The following is a 19,406-nucleotide window of genomic DNA, read 5'->3' on the forward strand; positions in this document are numbered from 1 at the left end:
CGTGGCCCATTGTCCCGCATCGGCGTCGGCGTCTTCAGCCGGTCTACAGTCCGCGTCAGTAGAGGGCGGCGAGCAGAGCGGCCGGGTCCCGGGAGCTGGGCCAGTCGCTGACCTGGCCGTCGCCCAGTTCGACCACCCGCCAGGCGCCGTCGGCCCGGCGGACCACGTCGACGGTGACGAACGGCAGCGCGAGCTCGGCGACCAGTGGTTCGATCTCGACCAGGTCGAGGCCGATCGGCAGCTCGTCCGGGGTGTCCGGGTGCGGCGTGATCAACCGGCAACGGCCGCCGATCCACCAGGTCCGCGCCTCGGCCCCGGTGAACTCCTCGAACCGGCGCACTACGAAGCCACCGGTGAACGAGTCCGCCCGCAACTCCAGGAAGCGCTTCGCCACCCGCTGGAGGGACTCGGTGTCGGCCAGGTCCGGGATGTACGCCGCCTCGTCCCAATCGTGTTTCATCGACTTCACGTAGTCCCGTAGCACCGCGGGACCTGGTCCGAGCCGCCCGGCCGCGGCGACGAGTTCGCCGGGATCCGTGCCGACGGTCCAGGTGGATTCGGGGGTGACGGGGGAGAGCGCCTCGTACCAGCCGGGGAGCTCGTGGGCGGTGCGGTACTCGTCGGCCGAGGTCCGCAGCCGGACACCGCGATCCGCCAGCGCCGCGGCGATTTGGGCGTACTCGGCGGACGTCATCATCCAGCCGCGGTACAGGACGTCCGGGTCGGCCGGGACCCCGGTGACCGCGACGGCCGGGCGGTCCAGCGCGTCATGGTCGATCCGGGCCACGGCGATCCCGAGGTCCCGGGCGGCGTCGGCCTGGGCGGCGAAGTGCGGGTCGGCTCGGCGTGGGTGGAGCGGGTCCCCAGGTACCAGCAGCATGCACCGCATTCTCCCGAAGGACCGGCTCCTTCGCCTCCCGATTCCGCGCGTTACCTCAGTTCGGTGACCGATCCGTCCGGACGTCGTCGAAGTTGATCGTCCAGGTCTTGGCCGCGGTGTCGCCGATCTGGACCCGGCCGACCGGCGTCGTCCCGGTGTTGCTCTGCCACGGCGTACCCCGCTGGGTCCCGTCGAGGGACAACGTCCAGGTCCCGGCGGTACCGACGGTGCCGCAGAGCTCGACGGTGTGCCACGAGTTCAACGGGACCGCGACGCCCGACGACCGTTGCGTACCGGCCGCGTCGGACCGGATCCAGAGCACCCGGTTGGTGTCGATGTAGACCCGCACGATCCCGCCGTCCGTTGCCGTGCGCAACCGGAACAGGTCGATGCTCGTCCCCAGTGACGTCACCCGGATCTGCTCGCTGTGACACAGACTCGGGTACGTCGCGCCGAGGTTGCGGGCCGCGTACGCCCGCGCCGCCACCGGGTTTCCCCGTGGGCTCGGCGCAGACGGTGCGCCTTGGGTCGAGTCCAGGGTGAGCCCGGTGTTCGTGGTCCAGCCGGTGAAGCCGGCCGAGAAGTCCGACTCGAAGATCGCCGAGGATGCCTGCTGCACGGTGATCGGCGCGGACGGACCCGCGGTCGGCCTGATGTTGCCCGCGGCATCGATCGCGCGGACCCAGTACGTGTGGGTCGATCCGGCCGCGAGCCCGGACCTCGTGTAAGTGACCGTGCCGGTGGACGCGCTGGTCAGTTCGGCGACCTGGTTCGTCGCGGTGTCCTCGAACACCTGGTACCGCAACGAGGTGCTGACGTTGTCCGTGGCGGCCGCCCAGCTCAGCGAGATGGTCGAGCTGGAGTTGCTCTGTCCCGTCGGGATCCCGGGCGTGGTCGGCGGGGTGGTGTCCGGCTCGGTCACCGCGGCCGGGACGAACGCCATCGTGTGGTCGCGACCTGCCGAGACCGCGGCCGCACCGGTGATTCCGCCGACGGTGATCGCGCTGGTCCGATCGGTCAGGGTGCCGTCGCCGAGTTGGCCGTTCGCGTTCGAACCCCAGGCCCGCAAGGCGCCGTTCGCGATCACGGCGACGGTGTGCTGCCGGCCCGTCGCGATCTCGGTCGCCCCGGTGACGCCGGGCACCGCGACCGACTGGGTCCGCCGTGTCGTGGTCCCGTCGCCGAGCTGGCCGTTGGAGTTCGAACCCCACGCCCGCAGGGTTCCGGTGCTCAGCCGCGCGAGCGAGTGATAGGCGCCGGCGGCAACTTCCACCGCGCCGCCGACGCCCGTCACCTGGACGGGGGAGAGCCGGTTCGTCAGGCTGCCGTCGCCGAGCTGGCCCTGGGTGTTGTCTCCCCAGCTCCAGACGGTGCCGTCGCCGCGGACGGCCAGCCCGTGATCGCGGCCACCGGCGAGCGCGGTGATGTTGGTCAGACTGCCGACCCGGACCGGCCGCGTCCGCATCGTGGTGGTGCCGTCACCCACCTGGCCGGTCGTGTTCAGGCCCCAGCCCCAGACGGTACCGTCCGAGCGCAGCGCGTAACTCATGTCCCGGCCGCCCGCGATCGCCACCACGTCGGTCAACGGGCTCGCGGTCACCGGAGTCCGTTGCGCGCTCGTCGTCGCGCCGTTGCCGAGCTGGCCGAACGAGTTGTACCCCCAGCCGCGTACCGTTCCATCGGCCAGCAGGGCGAGGCTGTGGTAGTGCCCGCCGGCGATGTCGACGACTCCGCTGAGCCCGCCGACCTGGACCGGTGACAGCCGGTTCGTGGTCGTGCCGTCGCCCAGTTGGCCCATCTCGTTGAAGCCCCACGTCCACACGGTGCCGTCGGAACGCAACGCGATGGAGTGCTCGCGTCCCGCTTCCACCTTGACCACATTTCCGAGCGACGGCACCGTGGCCGCGGTCGCCCGGCCGGTCGTGGTTCCGTTGCCGAGTTGGCCGGTGCCGTTCCCGCCCCAGGTCCAGGCGGCCCCCGGTTCCACCGCGCTCGCCTCGGCCGGGTGCAGTCCGGCCGCGATCAGGCACCCCACAGCGACAAGTCCCCAGCGCATCATCTGCGCCCCCTCCCCCTCGTCCTGTCCGTTGTACTCGGGGCGGGGTCATCCGTCCAGGGCAGCTCTCGAGGGGGATTCAGCCGAGACCGAGAGGGTCAGGAGGCGTCGAGGAAACCGCGGGCGGCGATCTCGTCGGCGGGCCACACGTACACGGACCAGCCGTCGCTGGTCCGGGCCGTGGTCGCCTTGATCCCGAAATCACGCAACATCGCCGCGCGGACCCGGGCCTGGTTGTACGTCGGCACGGTGTCCACCACGACCAGCAGTCCGAAGGTGTCGGGATCGGCGGGTGAATAATCGGTTTTGCGCACGAGGGACCCGCCCTTGGGCCGCGAGAAGGCCCAGCGCAGCAGCAGGACGATGCCACCGATCAACGCGAGTGCCACGACCGGGAAGAGGAAGTACTGGTCGGCGAACACAGCCACCATTGTCGCGCGAAAAGAAAGTTGACGAGACCTTGGCAACCTGGCGGGTCCCCAGGGAGTCTTTACCAACACACGCTGCAGCGCGGCCGACTCGGGGGTCGCCGGAAGAGCGGAGGGCACGGACATGCTCGCACCGACCCACAACGCAGGACCCGATCGTCAGCACCCGGCCGGACCGAACGTGGTCAGGCTGGCCGGCTTCCTGGACGTCCGCTCGGTCGGCGACGTCCGCCAAACCCTCAACGAACTGATCGACAACTCCGACGGCGACGTGGTCGTCGACCTGGGCGAGGTCGACGCCGTGGACGCGACCGGCCTGGGTCTGCTGGTGGCGACCCACCGCCGCACCCAGATCCTCGGCCGCCAACTCGTCCTCCGCCACCCGGTCCCGGCCGTGGTCCGCATCCTCGCGGTCACCCGCCTCCACCGCGTCCTCCACGTGGAACGAACACCCCTGCCGATCTCCGCCTGACCCCTCGGCCGGGAGCGTGAACTCGCGGGGCCCGATGTGACCTAAGGCGCTGGTGACGCCGGTCACGAGGTGGGGACTCGCGAGCGCACGCGGTCCTACTCTCGGGTACATGACCGAGAAGGACCGACCTTGGGTGATGCGGACGTACGCCGGCCACTCGTCGGCGGTGGAGTCGAACGCGCTGTTCCGGCGCAATCTGGCGAAGGGACAGACCGGGTTGTCGGTCGCCTTCGACCTGCCGACCCAGACCGGTTACGACGCGGACCACCCGCTCGCGAAGGGGGAGGTCGGCAAGGTCGGGGTGCCGGTCGCGCACCTGGGCGACGTGCGGGCGTTGTTCGACCAGATCCCGCTGGCGCGGATGAACACCTCGATGACGATCAACGCGACGGCGATGTGGCTGCTCGCGTTGTACCAGGTCGCCGCCCAGGAGCAGGGCGCGTTGCCCGACGAGCTGACCGGGACCACGCAGAACGACATCGTCAAGGAGTACCTGTCCCGGGGGACGTACGCATTCCCGCCGGACGCGTCGTTGCGGCTGACGACGGACCTGATCGCGTACACGGTCTCGAACATCCCGAAGTGGAACCCGATCAACATCTGCAGCTACCACCTGCAGGAGGCCGGCGCGACCCCGGTGCAGGAGCTGGCGTTCGCGCTGTCGACGGCGATCGCCGTCCTCGACCGGGTGCGCGATGCCGGTCAGGTCCCGCCGGAACGGTTCGCGGACGTGGTGCAGCGGGTGTCGTTCTTCGTGAACGCCGGGGTGCGGTTCATCGAGGAGACCTGCAAGATGCGCGCGTTCGTGCAGTTGTGGGACGAAGTCACCCGGGACCGGTACGGCGTGACCGACGCGAAGGCGCGGCGGCTGCGGTACGGGGTCCAGGTGAACTCGCTCGGCCTGACCGAGGCGCAGCCCGAGAACAACGTGCAGCGGATCGTGCTGGAGATGCTCGGGGTCACGCTCTCCAAGAACGCCCGGGCCCGCGCGGTTCAGCTGCCCGCGTGGAACGAGGCGCTCGGTCTGCCGCGACCGTGGGACCAGCAGTGGTCGTTGCGGATGCAGCAGGTGCTCGCGTACGAGTCGGACCTGCTGGAGTACGACGACATCTTCGACGGCTCGCACGTGATCGAGGCGAAGGTGGCCGAACTCGTCGAGGGCGCGCGCGAGGAGATCGACCGGATCCAGGGGATGGGCGGTGCGGTCGTCGCGGTCGAGAGCGGGTACCTCAAGCAGGCCCTGGTCGCGTCGCACGCCGAACGCCGGCAGCGGATCGAGTCGGGTGAGCAGGTCGTGGTCGGGGTGAACAAGTTCGAGACCACCGAGCCGTCGCCGTTGACCGCGGACCTGGACACCGCGATCCAGACCGTCGACCCGGCCGCCGAAGCCGCCGCGCTGAAGTCGCTGGCGACCTGGCGGGCCGAGCGCGACGCGCAGGCGGTCGAGGATGCGCTGGCGTCGTTGCGCGCGGCAGCGAAGAGTACGGACAACCTCATGCCCGCGACGCTGAAGTGTGTCCGCGCGGGAGCGACCACGGGGGAGTGGGCGGGCGTTCTGCGGGAGATGTTCGGCGAGTACCGCGCGCCGACGGGTGTGTCCGGCTCGGTCGGCGTGTCCGGTGCGGGGGAGGAGATCGCCGCGGTCCGCGCGAAGGTCGCCGCGACCGCGGAGGAGCTCGGCGGCCGGCTCCGCTTCCTGGTCGGCAAGCCGGGCCTCGACGGTCACTCGAACGGCGCCGAGCAGGTCGCGGTCCGCGCGCGCGACGTCGGCTTCGAGGTCGTGTACCAGGGCATCCGGCTGACTCCCGAGCAGATCGTCGCCGCCGCCGTCGCCGAGGACGTGCACTGCGTCGGCCTGTCGATCCTGTCCGGCTCCCACATGGAACTCGTCCCGCACGTCGTCGACGGACTCCGCGAAGCCGGCCTCACCGACGTCCCGGTAGTTGTCGGCGGCATCGTCCCCGACGCCGACGCGAAAGCCCTCCGCCAAGCCGGCGTGGCCGCGGTGTACACCCCGAAGGACTACGACCTCACCGGCATGATGGCCAGCGTCGTCGACGTCATCCGCACCGCGAACCAGCTGTAGCCCGGGTCAGGCCTGCTGTTGGGCGTCGATGACGTCCTGGACGGACTGGGGGAGGGTGGTTTCGAAGTCGAGGAGTTTGACCCAGTCGGGGGTGACGGTGATGCGGAGCATTTCGTCGTAGAGGGACTTGACGCCGGCGGTCCAGCCGACGTGCTGCTCCTCCGTCATCACCTTGCGGCCGGACAGGATGTACTCCTCGGGGACGCCTTCTTCGAGGCGGAGTTCGACGCTGCCGCGAATCAGCAGGACCTTCGGGGGGAAGCCGTTCGTGTCGATGGTGAGCGCGACCCGGGGGTGCTTGCGCAGGGCGTTCACCTTGGCCGACTTGGGCAGGGTGAAGATCTGCAGCCGCTCGCCGTCGAAGTGGAAGCCGATCGGTACCACCCGCGGGTCGCCGTCCACGCCGACGTAGGAGAAGCGGGCCGGCAGGCTGCCGAACAGCAGCTGCTGCGAGTACGGCTTGGCGAGGATCTCCGCGATCTCGTGCTGGGGCATGGTGATGGTCATGGTGGTGAATCCCTCTGCTCGTCGGTGGCTTTCACCAGGGGGACGTACCTGTGGCGCGGCTCTCGACATCCTGTTGAGAAAAATCCGGGAAAATCTCGCGGCCACCGGATAGGAATGGGTGCACCCCTCCCGAGGAGCCGACGATGACGTTCCATGCCGAGCCGGACCGGTCGCTACGGATGCCGACCGGCGAGCAGTTGACGATCCTGCGCCGGGGCGCGGAGACCGGTGGCGCCGAGTTTGCCGTCGAGGCCGTCCTGCCGCCTCGGCTGTCCGGTCCACCTCCGCATCGCCACCGGACCGAGACGGAGACGTTCCACGTCCTCGAGGGCACGCTGCGGGTCCGGCTGGGCTCGGAGCGGCTGGACCTGACCGCGGGCCAGTCGATCATCGTGCCGCCGTGGACGGTGCACGGCTTCTCGAACCCGACCGACGAACCGACCCGGATCCGGACCGAGGAGACCCCGGCGAGCCAGCTCGAGGAACAGTTCCGCGTCCTTGCCGACGCGGGCCGGTTCCCGCCGTTGCGCCGGCTGGCCCGGATCAACGTCGAGCACGATCTGTCCTTCCACCTGCACGGCATCCCCGACCCGGTGCAGCGCCTGCTCTGGCGGGCGCTCGCGGCCATCCCCCTGAATTCCCCGAAGGAGAAGAAGAAGTGAGCGACGTCCGGACCTACCTCGTCACCGGGACCTCGGGGCACCTGGGCGAGGCCATCGCCCGGGTACTCCGCGACCAGGGGCACCGCGTCGTCGGGCTCGACGTCCAGGCCGGGCCGCACACCACGGTGACCGCGTCGATCACCGACAAGGACGCGGTCGAGGCGGCGATGGACGGGGCCGACTTCGTCCTGCACACGGCCACGTTGCACAAGCCGCACGTGGCGTCGCACCCGCGGCAGGACTTCGTCGACGTGAACGTCACCGGCACCCTGACCCTGCTCGAAGCGGCCGCTACGGCCGGGGTCGGCGGGTTCGTGTTCACCAGCAGTACGAGCGCGTTCGGCCGTGCGCTGACCCCAGGGCCGGGCGAGCCCGCGACCTGGATCACCGAGGACGTCCGCCCCGTGGTCCGCAATATCTACGGCGCGACCAAGACCGCGGCCGAGGACCTGTGCGAGCTGGCCGCCCGGGACCAGGGCCTGCCCGTCGTCGTCCTGCGGACCTCGCGGTTCTTCCCCGAGGCCGACGACCGGGACGAGGTCCGGACCGCGTACGCGGACACGAACCTGAAGGTCAACGAGTACCTCTATCGCCGGGTCGACGTGGAAGACGTGGTCTCGGCGCACCTGCTGGCCGCCGAGCGAGCCGGTGCCCTCGGCTTCGGCCGGTACATCGTCAGCGCGACGACCCCGTTCACCCGGGACGACCTGGCCGACCTGGCCGCCGACGCGCCGGCCGTTGTCGAGCGGCTCTTCCCGGAGGCGATGAAGCAGTACCAGGAGTGGGGCTGGCGGATGTTCCCGAGCCTCGATCGCGTGTACGTGAACCAGCGAGCCCGCGACGACCTCGGCTGGACCCCGCGGTACGACTTCACCACGGCCGTCCAGCGGACCGCGGAGACCGGCGACCCGCGCAGCGACCTGGCCAAGCTGATCGGCGTGAAGGGGTACCACGCCGTCCCGACCGGGGTGTACACGAGCTGACCCGGCGACGCGGTCCCCGGCCTCGATAGGTTGACGGAATGCACGAATCTTTCGCTTTCGGGGCCGGGAAGGTCGAGTTGTCGGAGGACGGCGCCGTGGCCGCGGTCCTGCATCCGTCCCGGGGGCACTCGATGTTGCTCGAGGACGGGGTGATCCACGACCCCACGCACTACTGGGGCAAGGGGTTCGTGATCACGTCCCGGGGCAGCCACCGGTTCGACGCGCCGGCTTTCACGCGGTGGCGGCAGAGTGGGATCGATCTGCTGTACCAACTCGGCGACCTGGAGCTACGGGTCGGGCGGCGGTTCGGGGAGCGGTGGACCGAGACGTACGAGCTGCGGAACGCGAGTGAGTCGCCCGTCGAGGTGGGTTCGATCGCGATCAGTACGCCGTGGCGCGACGTCTATCGGTCCAGCAAGGAGAGCCTCAACGGCGCCGTCCACGCGCACCTGTGGACCGGTGGCGCGGATGCGTGGACCTGGGCGGTCCCGATGGACGGCAGCGGACCGGGACTCGGGCTGCGGCTGACCGAGGGCGAGCTGTGGGCGTACTCGGTGGAGTCGCGCGAGGGCAGCTCCGGGAGCAACCTCCGCGGCCACCTCTATCTGCATCCCACCGACCACGCCCGCGCCCCGCACGCGATGGGCGGTCAGCCGCAGATCGTGCTCGGGCCTGGCGAGTCGTACCGCTGGACCTGGCAGCTGGAGTGGTTCGACACGCTCGCCGACTTCCGGGCGAGCTGGCAGCCGTTGCTCGACGCGCCCCGGTTGACGGCCGAGGTGGGGGAGACCCTCCCGATCGAGACCGTGGACGGTCCGGCCGAGCTCACCTCGTCGGCGCACGGGGTCCAGTACGCCGAGGCGAGTGACGGCCGGCGGCGGTCGCGGATCGGCGTGCTCTTCCACAAGCCGTTGCGCGAACTCGTCGAAGGCCGGGTCCGGTTCGTCCTGGATCACCAGCGCCCGGCCGAGCTCGTGGACAGCCGGCGGTTCGCGTTCGTGCCGTACGACAACGACACCGGGCTGACCGTGTTGTCCGGCGGCTGGCGGGACTGGTCCGACGCGCGGGAGCGGATCGGTACCGCGTTGTTGCTGCAGGCAACCAGGGATCGCGGCTGGGGCGACCGGGCCGAGCTGGACGAGGCGCTCGCCGGGTACCAGGAGTTCGTCCGGGACCACCTGGTCGCCGCCGACGGCACGGTCGCCGACGACAGCCTGCACGAGAGCCGGACCCGGCTGTACAACTTCCCGTGGTTCGTACGGTTCCTGCTCGGCCAGGGCGACGTGGCCGGCGCGGTACGGATCATCGACCGGTACTACGAACTCGGTGGCGACCACTTCCTCGCGTTCGACCTCGGCCCGTTGCTGGCCGAGCTCGCGGACCGCGGTGACGACGAGGTACGGGCCCGGATGCGCGAGCACCTGGTCCGGCACGCGCGATCGTTCCTGGCGTACGGCGACGACCTCCCCCCGCACGAGGTGAACTACGAGCAGTCGATGGTCGCCCCGTTGCTCGAACTCCTCCTCGCCGCCCACCACCTCGACCCGTCCGCGGTGACCCCGGACGACCTGGCCCAGCGGCTGCCGTGGCTCACCGCGTTCGCCGCGGACCAGCCCGACGTCCGGCTGCGGCACATCCCGATCCGGCACTGGGACGGGTACTGGTTCGGCCTGCTGCGGATGTGGGGCGACGTCTTCCCGCACTACTGGTCCGTCCTGAGCGCGGCCGTGTACCTGTCCTGGCCTGAGGACCTGGTCTCGCCGGAAGATGCCGGCCGGCTCCGCGAGGCGGGCGACGCGATCCTCCGGGCGAACCTGGTCAACTTCAAACCCGACGGCTCCGCCACCTGCGCCTTCGTCTACCCGAGCGCGGTCAACAACCGCCCGGCCCACGTCGCCGACCCGCTCGCCAACGACCAGGACTGGGCCCTCGTCTACGCGTTGCGCTTCGGCCTGACGTGATTCCGTGAGCTGCCGGGTCGGGAACGGTGGTGGCTGGCCGATGACCTTCGAGGACGTGGCGGCCGCGATCGATGCCCTGGCCGAGCAGCCTCGGATCGGCACGAGCAAGGTGGTCGCTGTCGGGCACTTCGAGCTGATCGACCCCGGCCACGAAGCCTGGAAGACCTGCCGCCAGCAGACGCTGACCATGTTGGGCAGCTAACTGACGTCGTCCAGGCGATCCTGGACCTCGTCGAGCCGGCTGGTGAGGAAGGCGCGCTCGACCTCGTTGGCGGTGAGTGCGAGCGCCTCCTCGTACGCGTCCGCAGCTTCCTCCCATCGGCCGAGCTGGCGGAGGAAGTCGGCGCGGGCCGCGCTCAGGTACCCGTAGGTGGCCAGGCCCGGCTCGATCGTCAACGGCTCCAGCGCGCGGAGCCCGGCCGCCGGTCCGTCCCGCAGGCCGATGGCGATGGCCCGGTTGAGCTCGACCACATGACTCGGAAACATCCGGAGCAGCACGTCGTACAGCGCGATGATCTCGGTCCAGTCGGTGTCCGTCCAGGTCCGGGCCTCGGCGTGCACGGCGGCGATCGCGGCCTCGACGGCGTACCGGGTCGGCGACCGGCGGCTGAGCGCGTCGGTCAGCAACGCCTTCCCTTCCCTGATCAGGCGGTAGTCCCACAGGGTCCGGTCCTGGGCCTGCAGGAGCACCAGCTTTCCGTCGGGGGACACGCGGGCCGCTCGCCGCGAGTCGATGAGCAGCATCAACGCGAGCAGCGCGGTCACCTCGGCGTCGGTCGGCAGGAACCGATGCAGCCGCCGCCCGAGGTCGACCGCGCTCTCCACCAGGTCGCACCGGACGAGGTCGGTCCCGGACGGCGCGGTGTGTCCCGTGCTGAAGATCAGGTACACGACGTCGAGGACGGTTTGCACGCGGCCGGCCGGCGGGTGCTCGGACAAGATCCCGGCGAGCCGGAGCCTGGTCCGAGCGTGCTTGATCCGCGCGTCCATGGCCGGTTCCGGGACGAGCAGGGTGCGCGCGACCTCGGCGGTGGACAGGCCGCACACCATCCGCAAGGTCAACGCGACCTTGGCGTCGAACGGCAGCACCGGATGGCAGCAGAGGAAGGCCAGCCGCAGCCGCTCGTCGTCGGCGAATCCGTCCCCAGGTCCCGGCATCAGCTCACCCATCCCTCCGCATCGACAGCGAAGGAAGATCCCTCACTGTTGACAACGTCGATCTCGCGGTGACGAAATCGACATCGGCGGGTGGTGATCAGGCGCCGAGTTTCGGCAGCAACTCGCGGAGAACGCCCATCAGGTGGTTGTGCACGCTGGTCCCGAACGAGATCCGCGTCGCACCCTGCTCGACCAGTTCCGGCGTGGTCGGGCCGGCGGGATCGGCGTGTGCGTTGAGCGGGCCGCCGATCTGTTGCTTCAGCTCCGCGAGGACCTCGACCGGCGCGAAGATCGGGTACACGCAGTCGGCACCGGCTCGGCGGTACTGCCGTCCGCGCTCGATCGCGTCGGCCACGTCCCCGCCCGCCAGGAAGGTGTCGATCCGGGCGTTCACGACCAGGTCGGCCCCGGCCGCGGCGCGGACCTCGACCAGGTACTCGGCCTGGCGGGCGGGCTCGACCAGCCGGCCGCCGACCGAGTCCTCCAGGTTGCAACCGACCGCCCCGCTGTCCAGCAGCCGCTCGACGAACTCCTTCGGGTCGAGTCCGTACCCCGCTTCGAGGTCTGCCGTCACGGGGACGTCGACCGCCCGGGCGATCCGGGCGACAGCGGCGAACATCTCGGCCGGCGGGGTCCGGCCGTCGTCGTACCCGATCACCCGCGCGACCGCCCCGCTGCTGGTGGCGATCGCGGGGTACCCGGCGTCGGCGACGATCCGCGCGCTCACCGGGTCCCAGGCGTTCGGCAGCACCAGGGGCGTGGGCGCGTGGTGCAACGCGCGGAACTGCTCTGCCTTGCTCATCCGTCTCCTCTGCTGAGCCGTCGTGGTCAGGGCTTGTGGTCAGGGCTGGTAGTGGCCGGGTTCGAGCCGGGTGGTGACGCCGATCCGGGTCCAGGCGTTGATGGTGACGATCAGGCCGATCAGCTGGGCCAGGTCCTTGTCCTCGAAGGCGTTCGAGGCCAGCTCGTACACGTCGTCGGGGACGTGGGTCCGGCTGATCAGGGTGATCGACTCGGTCAGTTCGAGCGCGGCCTGCTCCTGCTCGGAGTAGAACTTCCGCGCCTCCCGCCAGGTCGGCAGCAGGGCGAGCCGCTGCTCGGTGTCGCCCTCGTGCCGGGCGTCCAGGGTGTGCATGTCCAGGCAGTAGGCGCAGCCGTTCAGCTGGGACGCGCGGATCCGGACCAGGTTCACCAGCAGCGGGTCCAGCCCGGTCGCGGACTGGGCGTCCAGTTCGATCATGGCCCGGTAGAAGTCCGGGGCGAGGGTGGCGATCTTGATCCTGCGCTTCGTGGTGTTCATTCGATCAGCGTAAAAGTGAATCGGCCCAGGTGTATGGTCCACTTCTATGGAGGATCCACGGGCCAATTGGCCGGCGAGCGGTGCCGATCTGCACCTCGACCTGTCCGCCGGGCGAGGGCGCGCGGAGCTGGTCCGGGCGCTGCACGAGTCGATCCGCGGCGGCCGGCTCGCCGCCGGGACCAGGCTGCCGTCGTCGCGCTCGCTGGCCAAGGACCTCGGGATCGCCCGGAACACGGTCGCCGACGCGTACGGCCAGCTCGTGGCCGAAGGCTGGCTGACCGCGCGCCAGGGCTCCGGGACCGTCGTCGCCACCCGGCAACCACCCGCGCCGGCCGCCGTGATTCCGTTGCCCCAAGCAAAGAAGCTGCGGTACGACCTGGCGCCCGGTTCGCCCGACGTGGCCACCTTCCCGCGGACCGAGTGGCTCGCGGCCGCCCGGAAGGCGCTCGTGGTCGCGCCCAACGAGGCGTTCGGGTACGGCGATCCCCGCGGCCGGATCGAGCTGCGCCGGATGCTGGCCGACTACCTGGCCCGGGCGCGCGGGGTCCGGGCGGATCCGGAGCGCGTCCTGATCTGCTCGGGCTACGTGCAGGCGCTGGCCTTGCTGGGGGAGGCGTTGCGGGGAAGGGGAGCCTCGACGATCTCGGTGGAGGAGTACGGGTACAACCTGCACTGGGACGTGATCAGGTCGCGCGGGCTGGAGCCGGTCCCGGTACCGATCGACGAGCTCGGGGCCTGTGCGGATCGGTTGTCGGGTGACGCCGCCTTGCTCACCCCGGCGCACCAGATGCCGATCGGAGTCCCACTCGCACCGATCCGGCGAACCGCTGCCGTGGAGTGGGCGCGGGCCACGGGCGCGGTACTGATCGAGGACGACTACGACGGCGAGTTCCGGTACGACCGGCAGACCGTGGGTGCGTTGCAGGCCTTGGATCCCGAGCGCGTCGTGTACGTGGGGACGGCGAGCAAGACGCTCGCGCCGGGGCTGCGGCTCGCCTGGATGGTGCTGCCGCAACGGTTGATCGAGCCGGTTCTCGCGGCGAAGCGGACCACCGATCTGCAGACCGCGACGCTGGACCAGCTGGTGCTCGCCGAGTTCATTGCCTCAGGCCACTACGACCGGCACGTCCGGCGCAGCCGCCTGCACTACCGGCGGCGCCGCGACCGCCTGGTCGAACTCCTCGCCGAACGCGCTCCCGGTGTCCGCGTCGCCGGGATCTCGGCCGGCCTGCACGTCCTGCTCGACGTCCCGGGCGACGCCGACGAACTGGTCACCCGAGCCGCCCGGCAAGGCCTCGCCCTGGCGACGCTCGCGCGGTACCACTTCGCCACCACCGACGACGAACGCCAAGCCCTCGTCGTCGGCTACGGCACCCCGCCGGACCACGCGTACTCCGGCGCCCTGGACCTGCTCTGCCAGATCCTCGGGGTCTAGGACACGTTCTTGACCAGGCCGAGGACCTCGTCGGCGCAGCCCCAGGAGAGGGTGACGCCGGAGCCGCCGTGGCCGTAGCAGTGCACGATCACGCGGTCCCCGGAGCGGACGCTCTCGCAGCGGACGGCGGGACGGGCCGGGCGGAGTCCGACACGATGACGGATCACCTTGGCCCGGCGGACCGCGGGGACCAGTTCGGCGGCCCGGTCGAGGATCGCCTTCGCCTGCTCGGCGTGCACCGCGAGGTCCCAGCTGTCCGGCTGGCTGGTACCGCCGATGACGACGTCGTGGGACCGCGGGACGAGGTACGTGAGCTCCTCGGGACTGCGGTCCGCGATCACCCACTCGGACAGCCCGAACTGCTCCACCGTCAGCACCTGGCCGCGGACCGGCGTGACGGTCGGATCCCCGGCGGTCAACCGAGCACCCAGACCCGCGCAGTTGACCACGATGTCGGCCGTGTTCGGCAACGCGGACAACGCGGACCGGGTCAGCGTCCCACCCGCGGCCTTGAGGCGCTCGACCAGGTACGGCAGGTACTCGGGCATCTCGATCACCGGTGCGGTGAAGGACCAGCCGTCCTTGAACCCGGGTGGCGGCGAGCCGATCCGTTCGAGGTCGCTGAGCGCGTCCGCCCACCACGGATCGGGTGCCGTCTCGACCAGGTACTCCTTGCCGCGCCGCAGCCGCACGGACGACTCGGACTCCGCCAGCCCGGCCAACTCGGCGTACGTCGTCCGGGACCAGGCGGCCACCCGGTCCTGCGGCGCGGACAGGTACGGGTACCAGACCGCGGCCGCGACCGCCGACGTGGTCTCCAACGGGAGATCCCGCGCCAGTACCCCGACCTCGTACCCCGCCTCGGCCAACCGGACCGCACAACTCAGCCCGATCACGCCCGCACCCACCACGATCACGCGCATCCCCCGATTCTCACCGACCGGGGCCGTATCCCGCTACCGCTCCGGGCCAGGTGGTTGCCCCCGGCCCCGTCGCGGGACCGGTTCAGTGCAGGTCGACGGCGAAGGAGTAGAAGCGGGTGATCTGGTTGGCGCCGGCGTTGTCGTCGGAGAGCAGATAGAGCTGGTGCTTGCCACCGGGCAGGCGGCCGCCGAGGGCGAGGGCCTCGATGTTGTCGAGCAACGGGTTCGGCTGCGGCTGCTTGGCGACGGCGCCGGACGGCGGGCAGTCGACCACGTCGAAGAGCAGCTTCTTGTCCAGGTACACCTGCTCCGGGGCATCCACGAGCGACTCCCGCGCGGAGACGTCGGCCGCGTGCCGCAGTGACACGGTGAACACGCGGATCGTGTTGCCGACGTCGGGGACGTAGGTCCGCTCCAGCGACACCAGCTGGTCCCGGCCGGCGACAGCCAGCTCCACCAGCGACAGACCCGGGTCCGTCTTGTACGCGTACTGCGCGGCCACCTGGTACCCACGTCCCGGCAGGCCCGAGTACTTGAGGATGCGGTTGCGGGAACGCCCGTCCGCGTCCGTACCGTCCGGGCTGAGCGGTCCCTCCATCCCGGCGAACAGCGACCGCCCGTCCCGGCTCACCGCGAGCGATTCGAAGGTGGCGTTGTTCGTCGCTTGCCCGGCCGGCGCGACCTGGAAGCGTGACGGGACCGGCAACGAGGCGACCTCCTTGCCGTCTGACAACCGGAACCGGCGGATCGACGGCTCCCGCTCCGACGTGGCCAGGATCGACCGCTCACCCCGCTCGACGACGAGGCCCTCACCGTCGAAGTCGGTCCCCGTGTACGGCGTACCGTCGGGCCGCCGGAGGATTGTCACACCGTCCACCGCGACCTTCGGCCCGGCCCCGATCTCTAGGTCGAACACCCGGGCCGGCGTGGTCCCCACGTTGTCCACCAACGCGACCCCGTGGCCGGGCCGGGTCACGTTGAGCGCCGACAGCCCGGCCACCGGCAACCCGTCGTACGTCGTCTTGTCGAGGCTGTCGCTGAACCCGAGCAACCGGGCGTCCGGCGAGCAGGCCCCACCACCGGGGTGATCGGCGGCCGCCGCCGACGTGGTCGAGGTGGAAAGGGCAGCCACGGCAACAGTCGCGGCCAACGGGATCTGCCAACGCATCGAGTTCCTCCGGGTCTCGCCAATCACCTTGCCACCTGAACCTATCCAGCCGAACGCGAGCTGAACCCGAGGATCCCGTCCACTGTCCGGAAGCTGCCAACTCGGTGCCGCGCGGCCGTGATGTCGGCGTAACGCGGGAGAACCGGCCTGGTAACACGGTCCGGAGAGGCTGAGCGGTATGGCCGAATTCGACGTTGAGGGTATGTTCCGGTCGCTCGACACCGATCGCGCGAACGTGGTCTGGAAGTGGAAGCTGCTCGAGGAACTGCGGCAGGCCGGACTCCGCGCCGACGATCCGCGGGTCCAGCGGGCGGTCACCTGGACGCTCGACGCCGGCGCCCCGTTCGAACCAGGGCAACCCGAGTGGCTCGACCGCGACCAGTTCGCCGCGGTGGTCCGGGAGCCGGTGATCGCCCGGGCGTTGCAGGGCGACCTCGCGGTGTCGCCGGCCGAGTTCGCGGAGCTGTCCCGCGGCGTCGAGCAGATCTACGCGGACCTGCGGGACGAACGGTCCGGCGAGGTCGCGCAGTACATCCCGACCTTGCGGGACGCGGATCCGGAACGGTTCGGGATCGCGATCTGTACCGCGGACGGCCAGGTGTTCCAGGTCGGCGACGCGACGACCGCGTTCAGCGTGCAGTCGACGTCGAAGCCGTTCAGCTATGCGATGGCGCTGGAGCAGCAGGGTGCGCCCGAGGTGCACCGGTGGATCGGGCAGGAGCAGAGCGGCGGCACGTTCAACGATCCGCGGCTGTCGCTGGACGCGAACGGCAAACCGCAGAACCCGATGATCAACGCCGGCGCAATGGCGACGCTCGCGCTGGTCGAGCCGGACGCCGACGTGTCCGAGCGGTTCGCCAAGGTCGAGCAGACCTGGACGCGGATGATGGGGGAGGCGCCCGGGTTCGACCACCGGACGTTCCTCGCCGAGCGCGACACCGGGCACGGCAACCGCGGACTGGCCAACCTGATGGCGGCCAAGGAGATGCTGAACGTGGACCCGCGGGACCGGGACGCCCCGCAGAAGACGGCCGAGTTCTACTTCGCGGTCTGCTCGCTCGAGGTGGACGCGACCCGGCTCGCCGCGGCCGGGGCCACGCTGGCGAACGGCGGCGTCTCGCCGTACACCGGGGAGCGGGTGTTCTCGGCGGAGACGGCCGGCCGGGTGCTGTCGGTGATGGGGCACAGCGGGATGTACAACGACTCTGGCAAGTTCGCCGACGCGGTCGGGCTGCCGGCGAAGAGCGGTGTCTCGGGCAACGTGATGATGGTGGTCCCGGACCAGCGACTCGCCGTGGTGACGTTCTCGCCGCGACTGGACGAGGCGGGCAACTCGGTCCGCGGCGTCGAGGTCTGCCAGCGGCTGGTCAACGACTTCGGCCTGCATCCGTTCAAGAGCCTCGGCGCCGAACGCGGGGTCGAGATGTCCGACGCGGCCCGGCGCGCCTTCGACGGCGTCAGCCGGCCCGGGACGGGCAGCACCGGCCGGTACCAGGCGCCGGCCCCCGGCGCGAAGACCGCGACGAGGGCCGGCGAACTGCAGCTCTGACTACTCGACCGTGACCGACTTCGCCAGGTTCCGGGGCTTGTCGACGTCGTGGCCGAGGGCAACGGACGCGTGGTACGCGAGCAGCTGGAGCGGGATCGTCAGCAGGATCGGGTCCAGCTCCGGCTCGTTCTTCGGCACCACGATCACCGCGGCCGCGCCGTCCGGGACCTCGACGCCAGGGTGGGTGACGACGTACAGCGGGCCGGACCGGGCCGCGATCTCGTGCAGGGCGCCGATGTTGCGGTCGAGCAGCTCGTCGTCCGGCACGATCGCGACCGTCGGTACGTCCGGCGAGATCAGCGCGAGCGGGCCGTGCTTCAGCTCGGAGGTCTGGTACGCCTCGGCGTGCCGGTAGGAGATCTCCTTCAGCTTCTGCGCACCCTCCCGGGCGACCGGGTAGCCACGGGTCCGGCCGACGAAGAACAGGCTCTCGTGCCGGGACAGCCGGCCGGCGATCTCGGCCAGCTCCTGCTCGGTGTCGACGATCGCCTGGATCTGCGCCGGGATCTTCTTCAGCCCCTCGATCAGCCGGCGGCCGTCGGCGGGGGAGACGTCCCGGATCCGGCCGAGGTGGATGCCGAGCATCGCGAACCCGACCGCCATGTTGGTCAGCGCCTTCGTCGACGCCACCGAGACCTCCGGACCGGCGTGCAGGTACACCCCGCCGTCCACCTCACGGGCGATGCTGGAACCGACCGCGTTGACCAGACCGATCACCCGGCCGCCCTTGCGCTTCAGCTCCTGCACGGCGACCAGGGTGTCCAGCGTCTCGCCGGACTGGCTGACCGCGACGTACAGGGTGTCCCGCTCGACCACCGGGTTGCGGTACCGGAACTCCGACGCGGGCTCGGCGTCGGCGGGGATCCGGGCCACCTCTTCGATGAACTGCGCGCCGAGCTGGCCGGCGTAGTACGCCGAACCACAGCCGAGGATCTTGACCCGCTTGATCTCCCGGGCCTCGCGGGCGTCCATGTTCAGGCCGCCCAGGTGGACGGCGTGGAAGCGCTCGTCGAGGCGCCCGCGGATCACCCGCTGGACCGCCTCGGGCTGCTCGTGGATCTCCTTGACCATGAAGTGCTCGTGCGCGCCGCGCTCGAACTCCTCGGCGTCCCACTCGACCGTCTTCTCGGTCTTGGTGGTGGTGCGCGAGTCCTGGGTGAAGGTGCGGTACCCGTCGGCGCGGACGGTGGCGAGCTCGCCGTCGTCCAGGTACACGACCTGGCGGGTGTAGCGGATCAGCGCGGCCGCGTCGGACGCGACGTGCATCTCGCCGTCGCCGACGCCGAGGATGAGCGGGCTGCCGTTGCGGGCGACCACGATCCGGTCCGGGAAGTCCAGGTCGATCACGGCGATGCCGTAGGTGCCCTCGATCCGGCGCAGGCTGGCCAGCACCTTGTCCTCGAGGGTGTCGCCGTCGGCCTGCTCGATCAGGTGCGCGAGGACCTCGGTGTCGGTCTCGGAGCGCAGCTTGACGCCGGCCTCCTCCAGCTGGGCCCGGAGCGCGCCCGCGTTGTCGAAGATGCCGTTGTGCACGACCGCGATCCGCTGGTTGCCGCTGGCGTGCGGGTGCGCGTTGTCCTTGCTCGGGCCGCCGTGGGTGGCCCACCGGGTGTGCCCGATCCCGAGCTTGCCGCCGAACCGCTTCGGCAGCGACGCCTCCAGCTCACGGACCCGGCCGGCGTCCTTGTGCAGCTTCAGCTCGCTGGAGCCGACCACGGCGACGCCCGCGGAGTCGTAGCCGCGGTACTCCAGCCGGGCCAGGCCGTCCACCAGGATGGGCGCGGCCGGCTTGGTGCCGACGTACCCGACGATTCCGCACATGTGGTTCCCTTTCGACG

Annotated in this window: 18 protein-coding genes; 8 read left to right on the forward strand and 10 right to left on the reverse strand. The window is 70.7% G+C overall.

The genetic code is table 11. The features are described from left to right. Window positions 1-55: 55 nt before the first annotated feature. From FB561_RS33030 to FB561_RS33040, 3 genes are all read right to left on the reverse strand, one after another. Window positions 56-880, reverse strand: a complete 825-nt coding sequence (locus FB561_RS33030; protein WP_145813953.1) for an ATP-grasp domain-containing protein — start codon at window positions 878-880, stop codon at window positions 56-58. A 55-nt stretch (window positions 881-935) separates the two neighbouring features. Continuing rightward, on the reverse strand, window positions 936-2,939 hold the full coding sequence (locus FB561_RS33035; protein ID WP_145813954.1) for an RCC1 domain-containing protein: 2,004 nt from the start codon (window positions 2,937-2,939) through the stop codon (window positions 936-938). A 95-nt stretch (window positions 2,940-3,034) separates the two neighbouring features. After that, window positions 3,035-3,367, reverse strand: coding sequence for a hypothetical protein (locus FB561_RS33040; RefSeq protein ID WP_145813955.1), 333 nt, complete (start codon window positions 3,365-3,367; stop codon window positions 3,035-3,037). Window positions 3,368-3,488: 121 nt separating this feature from the next. Here FB561_RS33040 and FB561_RS33045 point away from each other — a divergent pair, with 121 nt between their 5' ends. Both FB561_RS33045 and FB561_RS33050 read left to right on the forward strand, forming a co-directional pair. After that, window positions 3,489-3,836, forward strand: a complete 348-nt coding sequence (locus FB561_RS33045; RefSeq protein ID WP_145813956.1) for an STAS domain-containing protein — start codon at window positions 3,489-3,491, stop codon at window positions 3,834-3,836. A 109-nt stretch (window positions 3,837-3,945) separates the two neighbouring features. After that, window positions 3,946-5,922, forward strand: a complete 1,977-nt coding sequence (locus FB561_RS33050; protein WP_145813957.1) for a protein meaA — start codon at window positions 3,946-3,948, stop codon at window positions 5,920-5,922. Between the two features lie 6 nt (window positions 5,923-5,928). On the opposite strand, the gene FB561_RS33055 is transcribed toward FB561_RS33050, so the two are convergent. After that, window positions 5,929-6,429: a pyridoxamine 5'-phosphate oxidase family protein gene (locus FB561_RS33055; protein WP_238335268.1), complete on the reverse strand. Its 501-nt coding sequence runs from the start codon at window positions 6,427-6,429 to the stop codon at window positions 5,929-5,931. Between the two features lie 143 nt (window positions 6,430-6,572). Here FB561_RS33055 and FB561_RS33060 point away from each other — a divergent pair, with 143 nt between their 5' ends. The 4 genes from FB561_RS33060 to FB561_RS38865 are packed head-to-tail and all read left to right on the forward strand — an operon-like array spanning window position 6,573 to window position 10,237. Continuing rightward, window positions 6,573-7,091, forward strand: coding sequence for a cupin domain-containing protein (locus FB561_RS33060; protein ID WP_145813958.1), 519 nt, complete (start codon window positions 6,573-6,575; stop codon window positions 7,089-7,091). Then, window positions 7,088-8,074: an NAD-dependent epimerase/dehydratase family protein gene (locus FB561_RS33065; RefSeq protein WP_145813959.1), complete on the forward strand. Its 987-nt coding sequence runs from the start codon at window positions 7,088-7,090 to the stop codon at window positions 8,072-8,074. Before FB561_RS33060 ends, FB561_RS33065 begins: the two co-directional genes overlap by 4 nt. A gap of 38 nt (window positions 8,075-8,112) precedes the next feature. After that, window positions 8,113-10,035: a hypothetical protein gene (locus FB561_RS33070; protein ID WP_145813960.1), complete on the forward strand. Its 1,923-nt coding sequence runs from the start codon at window positions 8,113-8,115 to the stop codon at window positions 10,033-10,035. A gap of 40 nt (window positions 10,036-10,075) precedes the next feature. Beyond that, complete coding sequence (locus tag FB561_RS38865) at window positions 10,076-10,237, forward strand: hypothetical protein (RefSeq protein WP_238335269.1); 162 nt, start codon at window positions 10,076-10,078, stop codon at window positions 10,235-10,237. On the opposite strand, the gene FB561_RS33080 is transcribed toward FB561_RS38865, so the two are convergent. The 3 genes from FB561_RS33080 to FB561_RS33090 all read right to left on the reverse strand — a co-directional run bounded on the left by FB561_RS33080 (window position 10,234) and on the right by FB561_RS33090 (window position 12,493). Beyond that, on the reverse strand, window positions 10,234-11,193 hold the full coding sequence (locus FB561_RS33080) for an RNA polymerase sigma factor (RefSeq protein WP_238335270.1): 960 nt from the start codon (window positions 11,191-11,193) through the stop codon (window positions 10,234-10,236). The genes FB561_RS38865 and FB561_RS33080 overlap by 4 nt on opposite strands. A 97-nt stretch (window positions 11,194-11,290) precedes the next feature. Then, window positions 11,291-11,995 carry an isocitrate lyase/PEP mutase family protein gene (locus FB561_RS33085; RefSeq protein ID WP_145813962.1) on the reverse strand — a complete coding sequence of 235 codons (705 nt, stop codon included), beginning with the start codon at window positions 11,993-11,995 and terminating at the stop codon, window positions 11,291-11,293. 39 nt (window positions 11,996-12,034) lie between these two features. Next, a complete protein-coding gene (locus FB561_RS33090; protein ID WP_145813963.1) occupies window positions 12,035-12,493 on the reverse strand; it encodes a carboxymuconolactone decarboxylase family protein in 459 nt (152 codons plus the stop codon). 46 nt (window positions 12,494-12,539) lie between these two features. Between FB561_RS33090 and pdxR the strand changes: the two genes are divergently transcribed. Then, window positions 12,540-13,928 (forward strand): MocR-like pyridoxine biosynthesis transcription factor PdxR, encoded by a 1,389-nt coding sequence (gene pdxR / locus FB561_RS33095; RefSeq protein ID WP_145813964.1) that lies wholly within the window; start codon window positions 12,540-12,542, stop codon window positions 13,926-13,928. On the opposite strand, the gene FB561_RS33100 is transcribed toward pdxR, so the two are convergent. Then, a complete protein-coding gene (locus FB561_RS33100; protein ID WP_145813965.1) occupies window positions 13,925-14,851 on the reverse strand; it encodes an FAD-dependent oxidoreductase in 927 nt (308 codons plus the stop codon). The genes pdxR and FB561_RS33100 overlap by 4 nt on opposite strands. Window positions 14,852-14,933: 82 nt before the next feature. Further along, a complete protein-coding gene (locus tag FB561_RS33105) occupies window positions 14,934-16,019 on the reverse strand; it encodes an esterase-like activity of phytase family protein (RefSeq protein WP_145813966.1) in 1,086 nt (361 codons plus the stop codon). A gap of 202 nt (window positions 16,020-16,221) precedes the next feature. On the opposite strand from FB561_RS33105, the gene glsA reads away from it, so the two are divergent. Next, on the forward strand, window positions 16,222-17,568 hold the full coding sequence (gene glsA, locus FB561_RS33110) for a glutaminase A (RefSeq protein WP_145813967.1): 1,347 nt from the start codon (window positions 16,222-16,224) through the stop codon (window positions 17,566-17,568). On the opposite strand, the gene glmS is transcribed toward glsA, so the two are convergent. Further along, window positions 17,569-19,389, reverse strand: coding sequence for a glutamine--fructose-6-phosphate transaminase (isomerizing) (gene glmS, locus FB561_RS33115; RefSeq protein ID WP_145813968.1), 1,821 nt, complete (start codon window positions 19,387-19,389; stop codon window positions 17,569-17,571). Window positions 19,390-19,406: the final 17 nt, after the last annotated feature.

The organism is Kribbella amoyensis, assembly GCF_007828865.1.
Taxonomy (GTDB): Bacteria; Actinomycetota; Actinomycetes; order Propionibacteriales; family Kribbellaceae; genus Kribbella; species Kribbella amoyensis.

What these genes read in the sequence shown, in the direction of transcription:
- FB561_RS33030 (WP_145813953.1), bottom strand. Translation starts at nt 880, where the DNA reads ATGCTGCTGGTACCTGGGGACCCGCTCCACCCACGCCGAGCCGACCCG.
- FB561_RS33035 (WP_145813954.1), bottom strand. Translation starts at nt 2,939, where the DNA reads ATGATGCGCTGGGGACTTGTCGCTGTGGGGTGCCTGATCGCGGCCGGA.
- FB561_RS33040 (WP_145813955.1), bottom strand. Translation starts at nt 3,367, where the DNA reads ATGGTGGCTGTGTTCGCCGACCAGTACTTCCTCTTCCCGGTCGTGGCA.
- FB561_RS33045 (WP_145813956.1), top strand. Translation starts at nt 3,489, where the DNA reads ATGCTCGCACCGACCCACAACGCAGGACCCGATCGTCAGCACCCGGCC.
- FB561_RS33050 (WP_145813957.1), top strand. Translation starts at nt 3,946, where the DNA reads ATGACCGAGAAGGACCGACCTTGGGTGATGCGGACGTACGCCGGCCAC.
- FB561_RS33055 (WP_238335268.1), bottom strand. Translation starts at nt 6,429, where the DNA reads ATGACCATCACCATGCCCCAGCACGAGATCGCGGAGATCCTCGCCAAG.
- FB561_RS33060 (WP_145813958.1), top strand. Translation starts at nt 6,573, where the DNA reads ATGACGTTCCATGCCGAGCCGGACCGGTCGCTACGGATGCCGACCGGC.
- FB561_RS33070 (WP_145813960.1), top strand. Translation starts at nt 8,113, where the DNA reads ATGCACGAATCTTTCGCTTTCGGGGCCGGGAAGGTCGAGTTGTCGGAG.
- FB561_RS38865 (WP_238335269.1), top strand. Translation starts at nt 10,076, where the DNA reads ATGACCTTCGAGGACGTGGCGGCCGCGATCGATGCCCTGGCCGAGCAG.
- FB561_RS33080 (WP_238335270.1), bottom strand. Translation starts at nt 11,193, where the DNA reads ATGCCGGGACCTGGGGACGGATTCGCCGACGACGAGCGGCTGCGGCTG.
- FB561_RS33085 (WP_145813962.1), bottom strand. Translation starts at nt 11,995, where the DNA reads ATGAGCAAGGCAGAGCAGTTCCGCGCGTTGCACCACGCGCCCACGCCC.
- FB561_RS33090 (WP_145813963.1), bottom strand. Translation starts at nt 12,493, where the DNA reads ATGAACACCACGAAGCGCAGGATCAAGATCGCCACCCTCGCCCCGGAC.
- pdxR (WP_145813964.1), top strand. Translation starts at nt 12,540, where the DNA reads ATGGAGGATCCACGGGCCAATTGGCCGGCGAGCGGTGCCGATCTGCAC.
- FB561_RS33100 (WP_145813965.1), bottom strand. Translation starts at nt 14,851, where the DNA reads ATGCGCGTGATCGTGGTGGGTGCGGGCGTGATCGGGCTGAGTTGTGCG.
- FB561_RS33105 (WP_145813966.1), bottom strand. Translation starts at nt 16,019, where the DNA reads ATGCGTTGGCAGATCCCGTTGGCCGCGACTGTTGCCGTGGCTGCCCTT.
- glsA (WP_145813967.1), top strand. Translation starts at nt 16,222, where the DNA reads ATGTTCCGGTCGCTCGACACCGATCGCGCGAACGTGGTCTGGAAGTGG.
- glmS (WP_145813968.1), bottom strand. Translation starts at nt 19,389, where the DNA reads ATGTGCGGAATCGTCGGGTACGTCGGCACCAAGCCGGCCGCGCCCATC.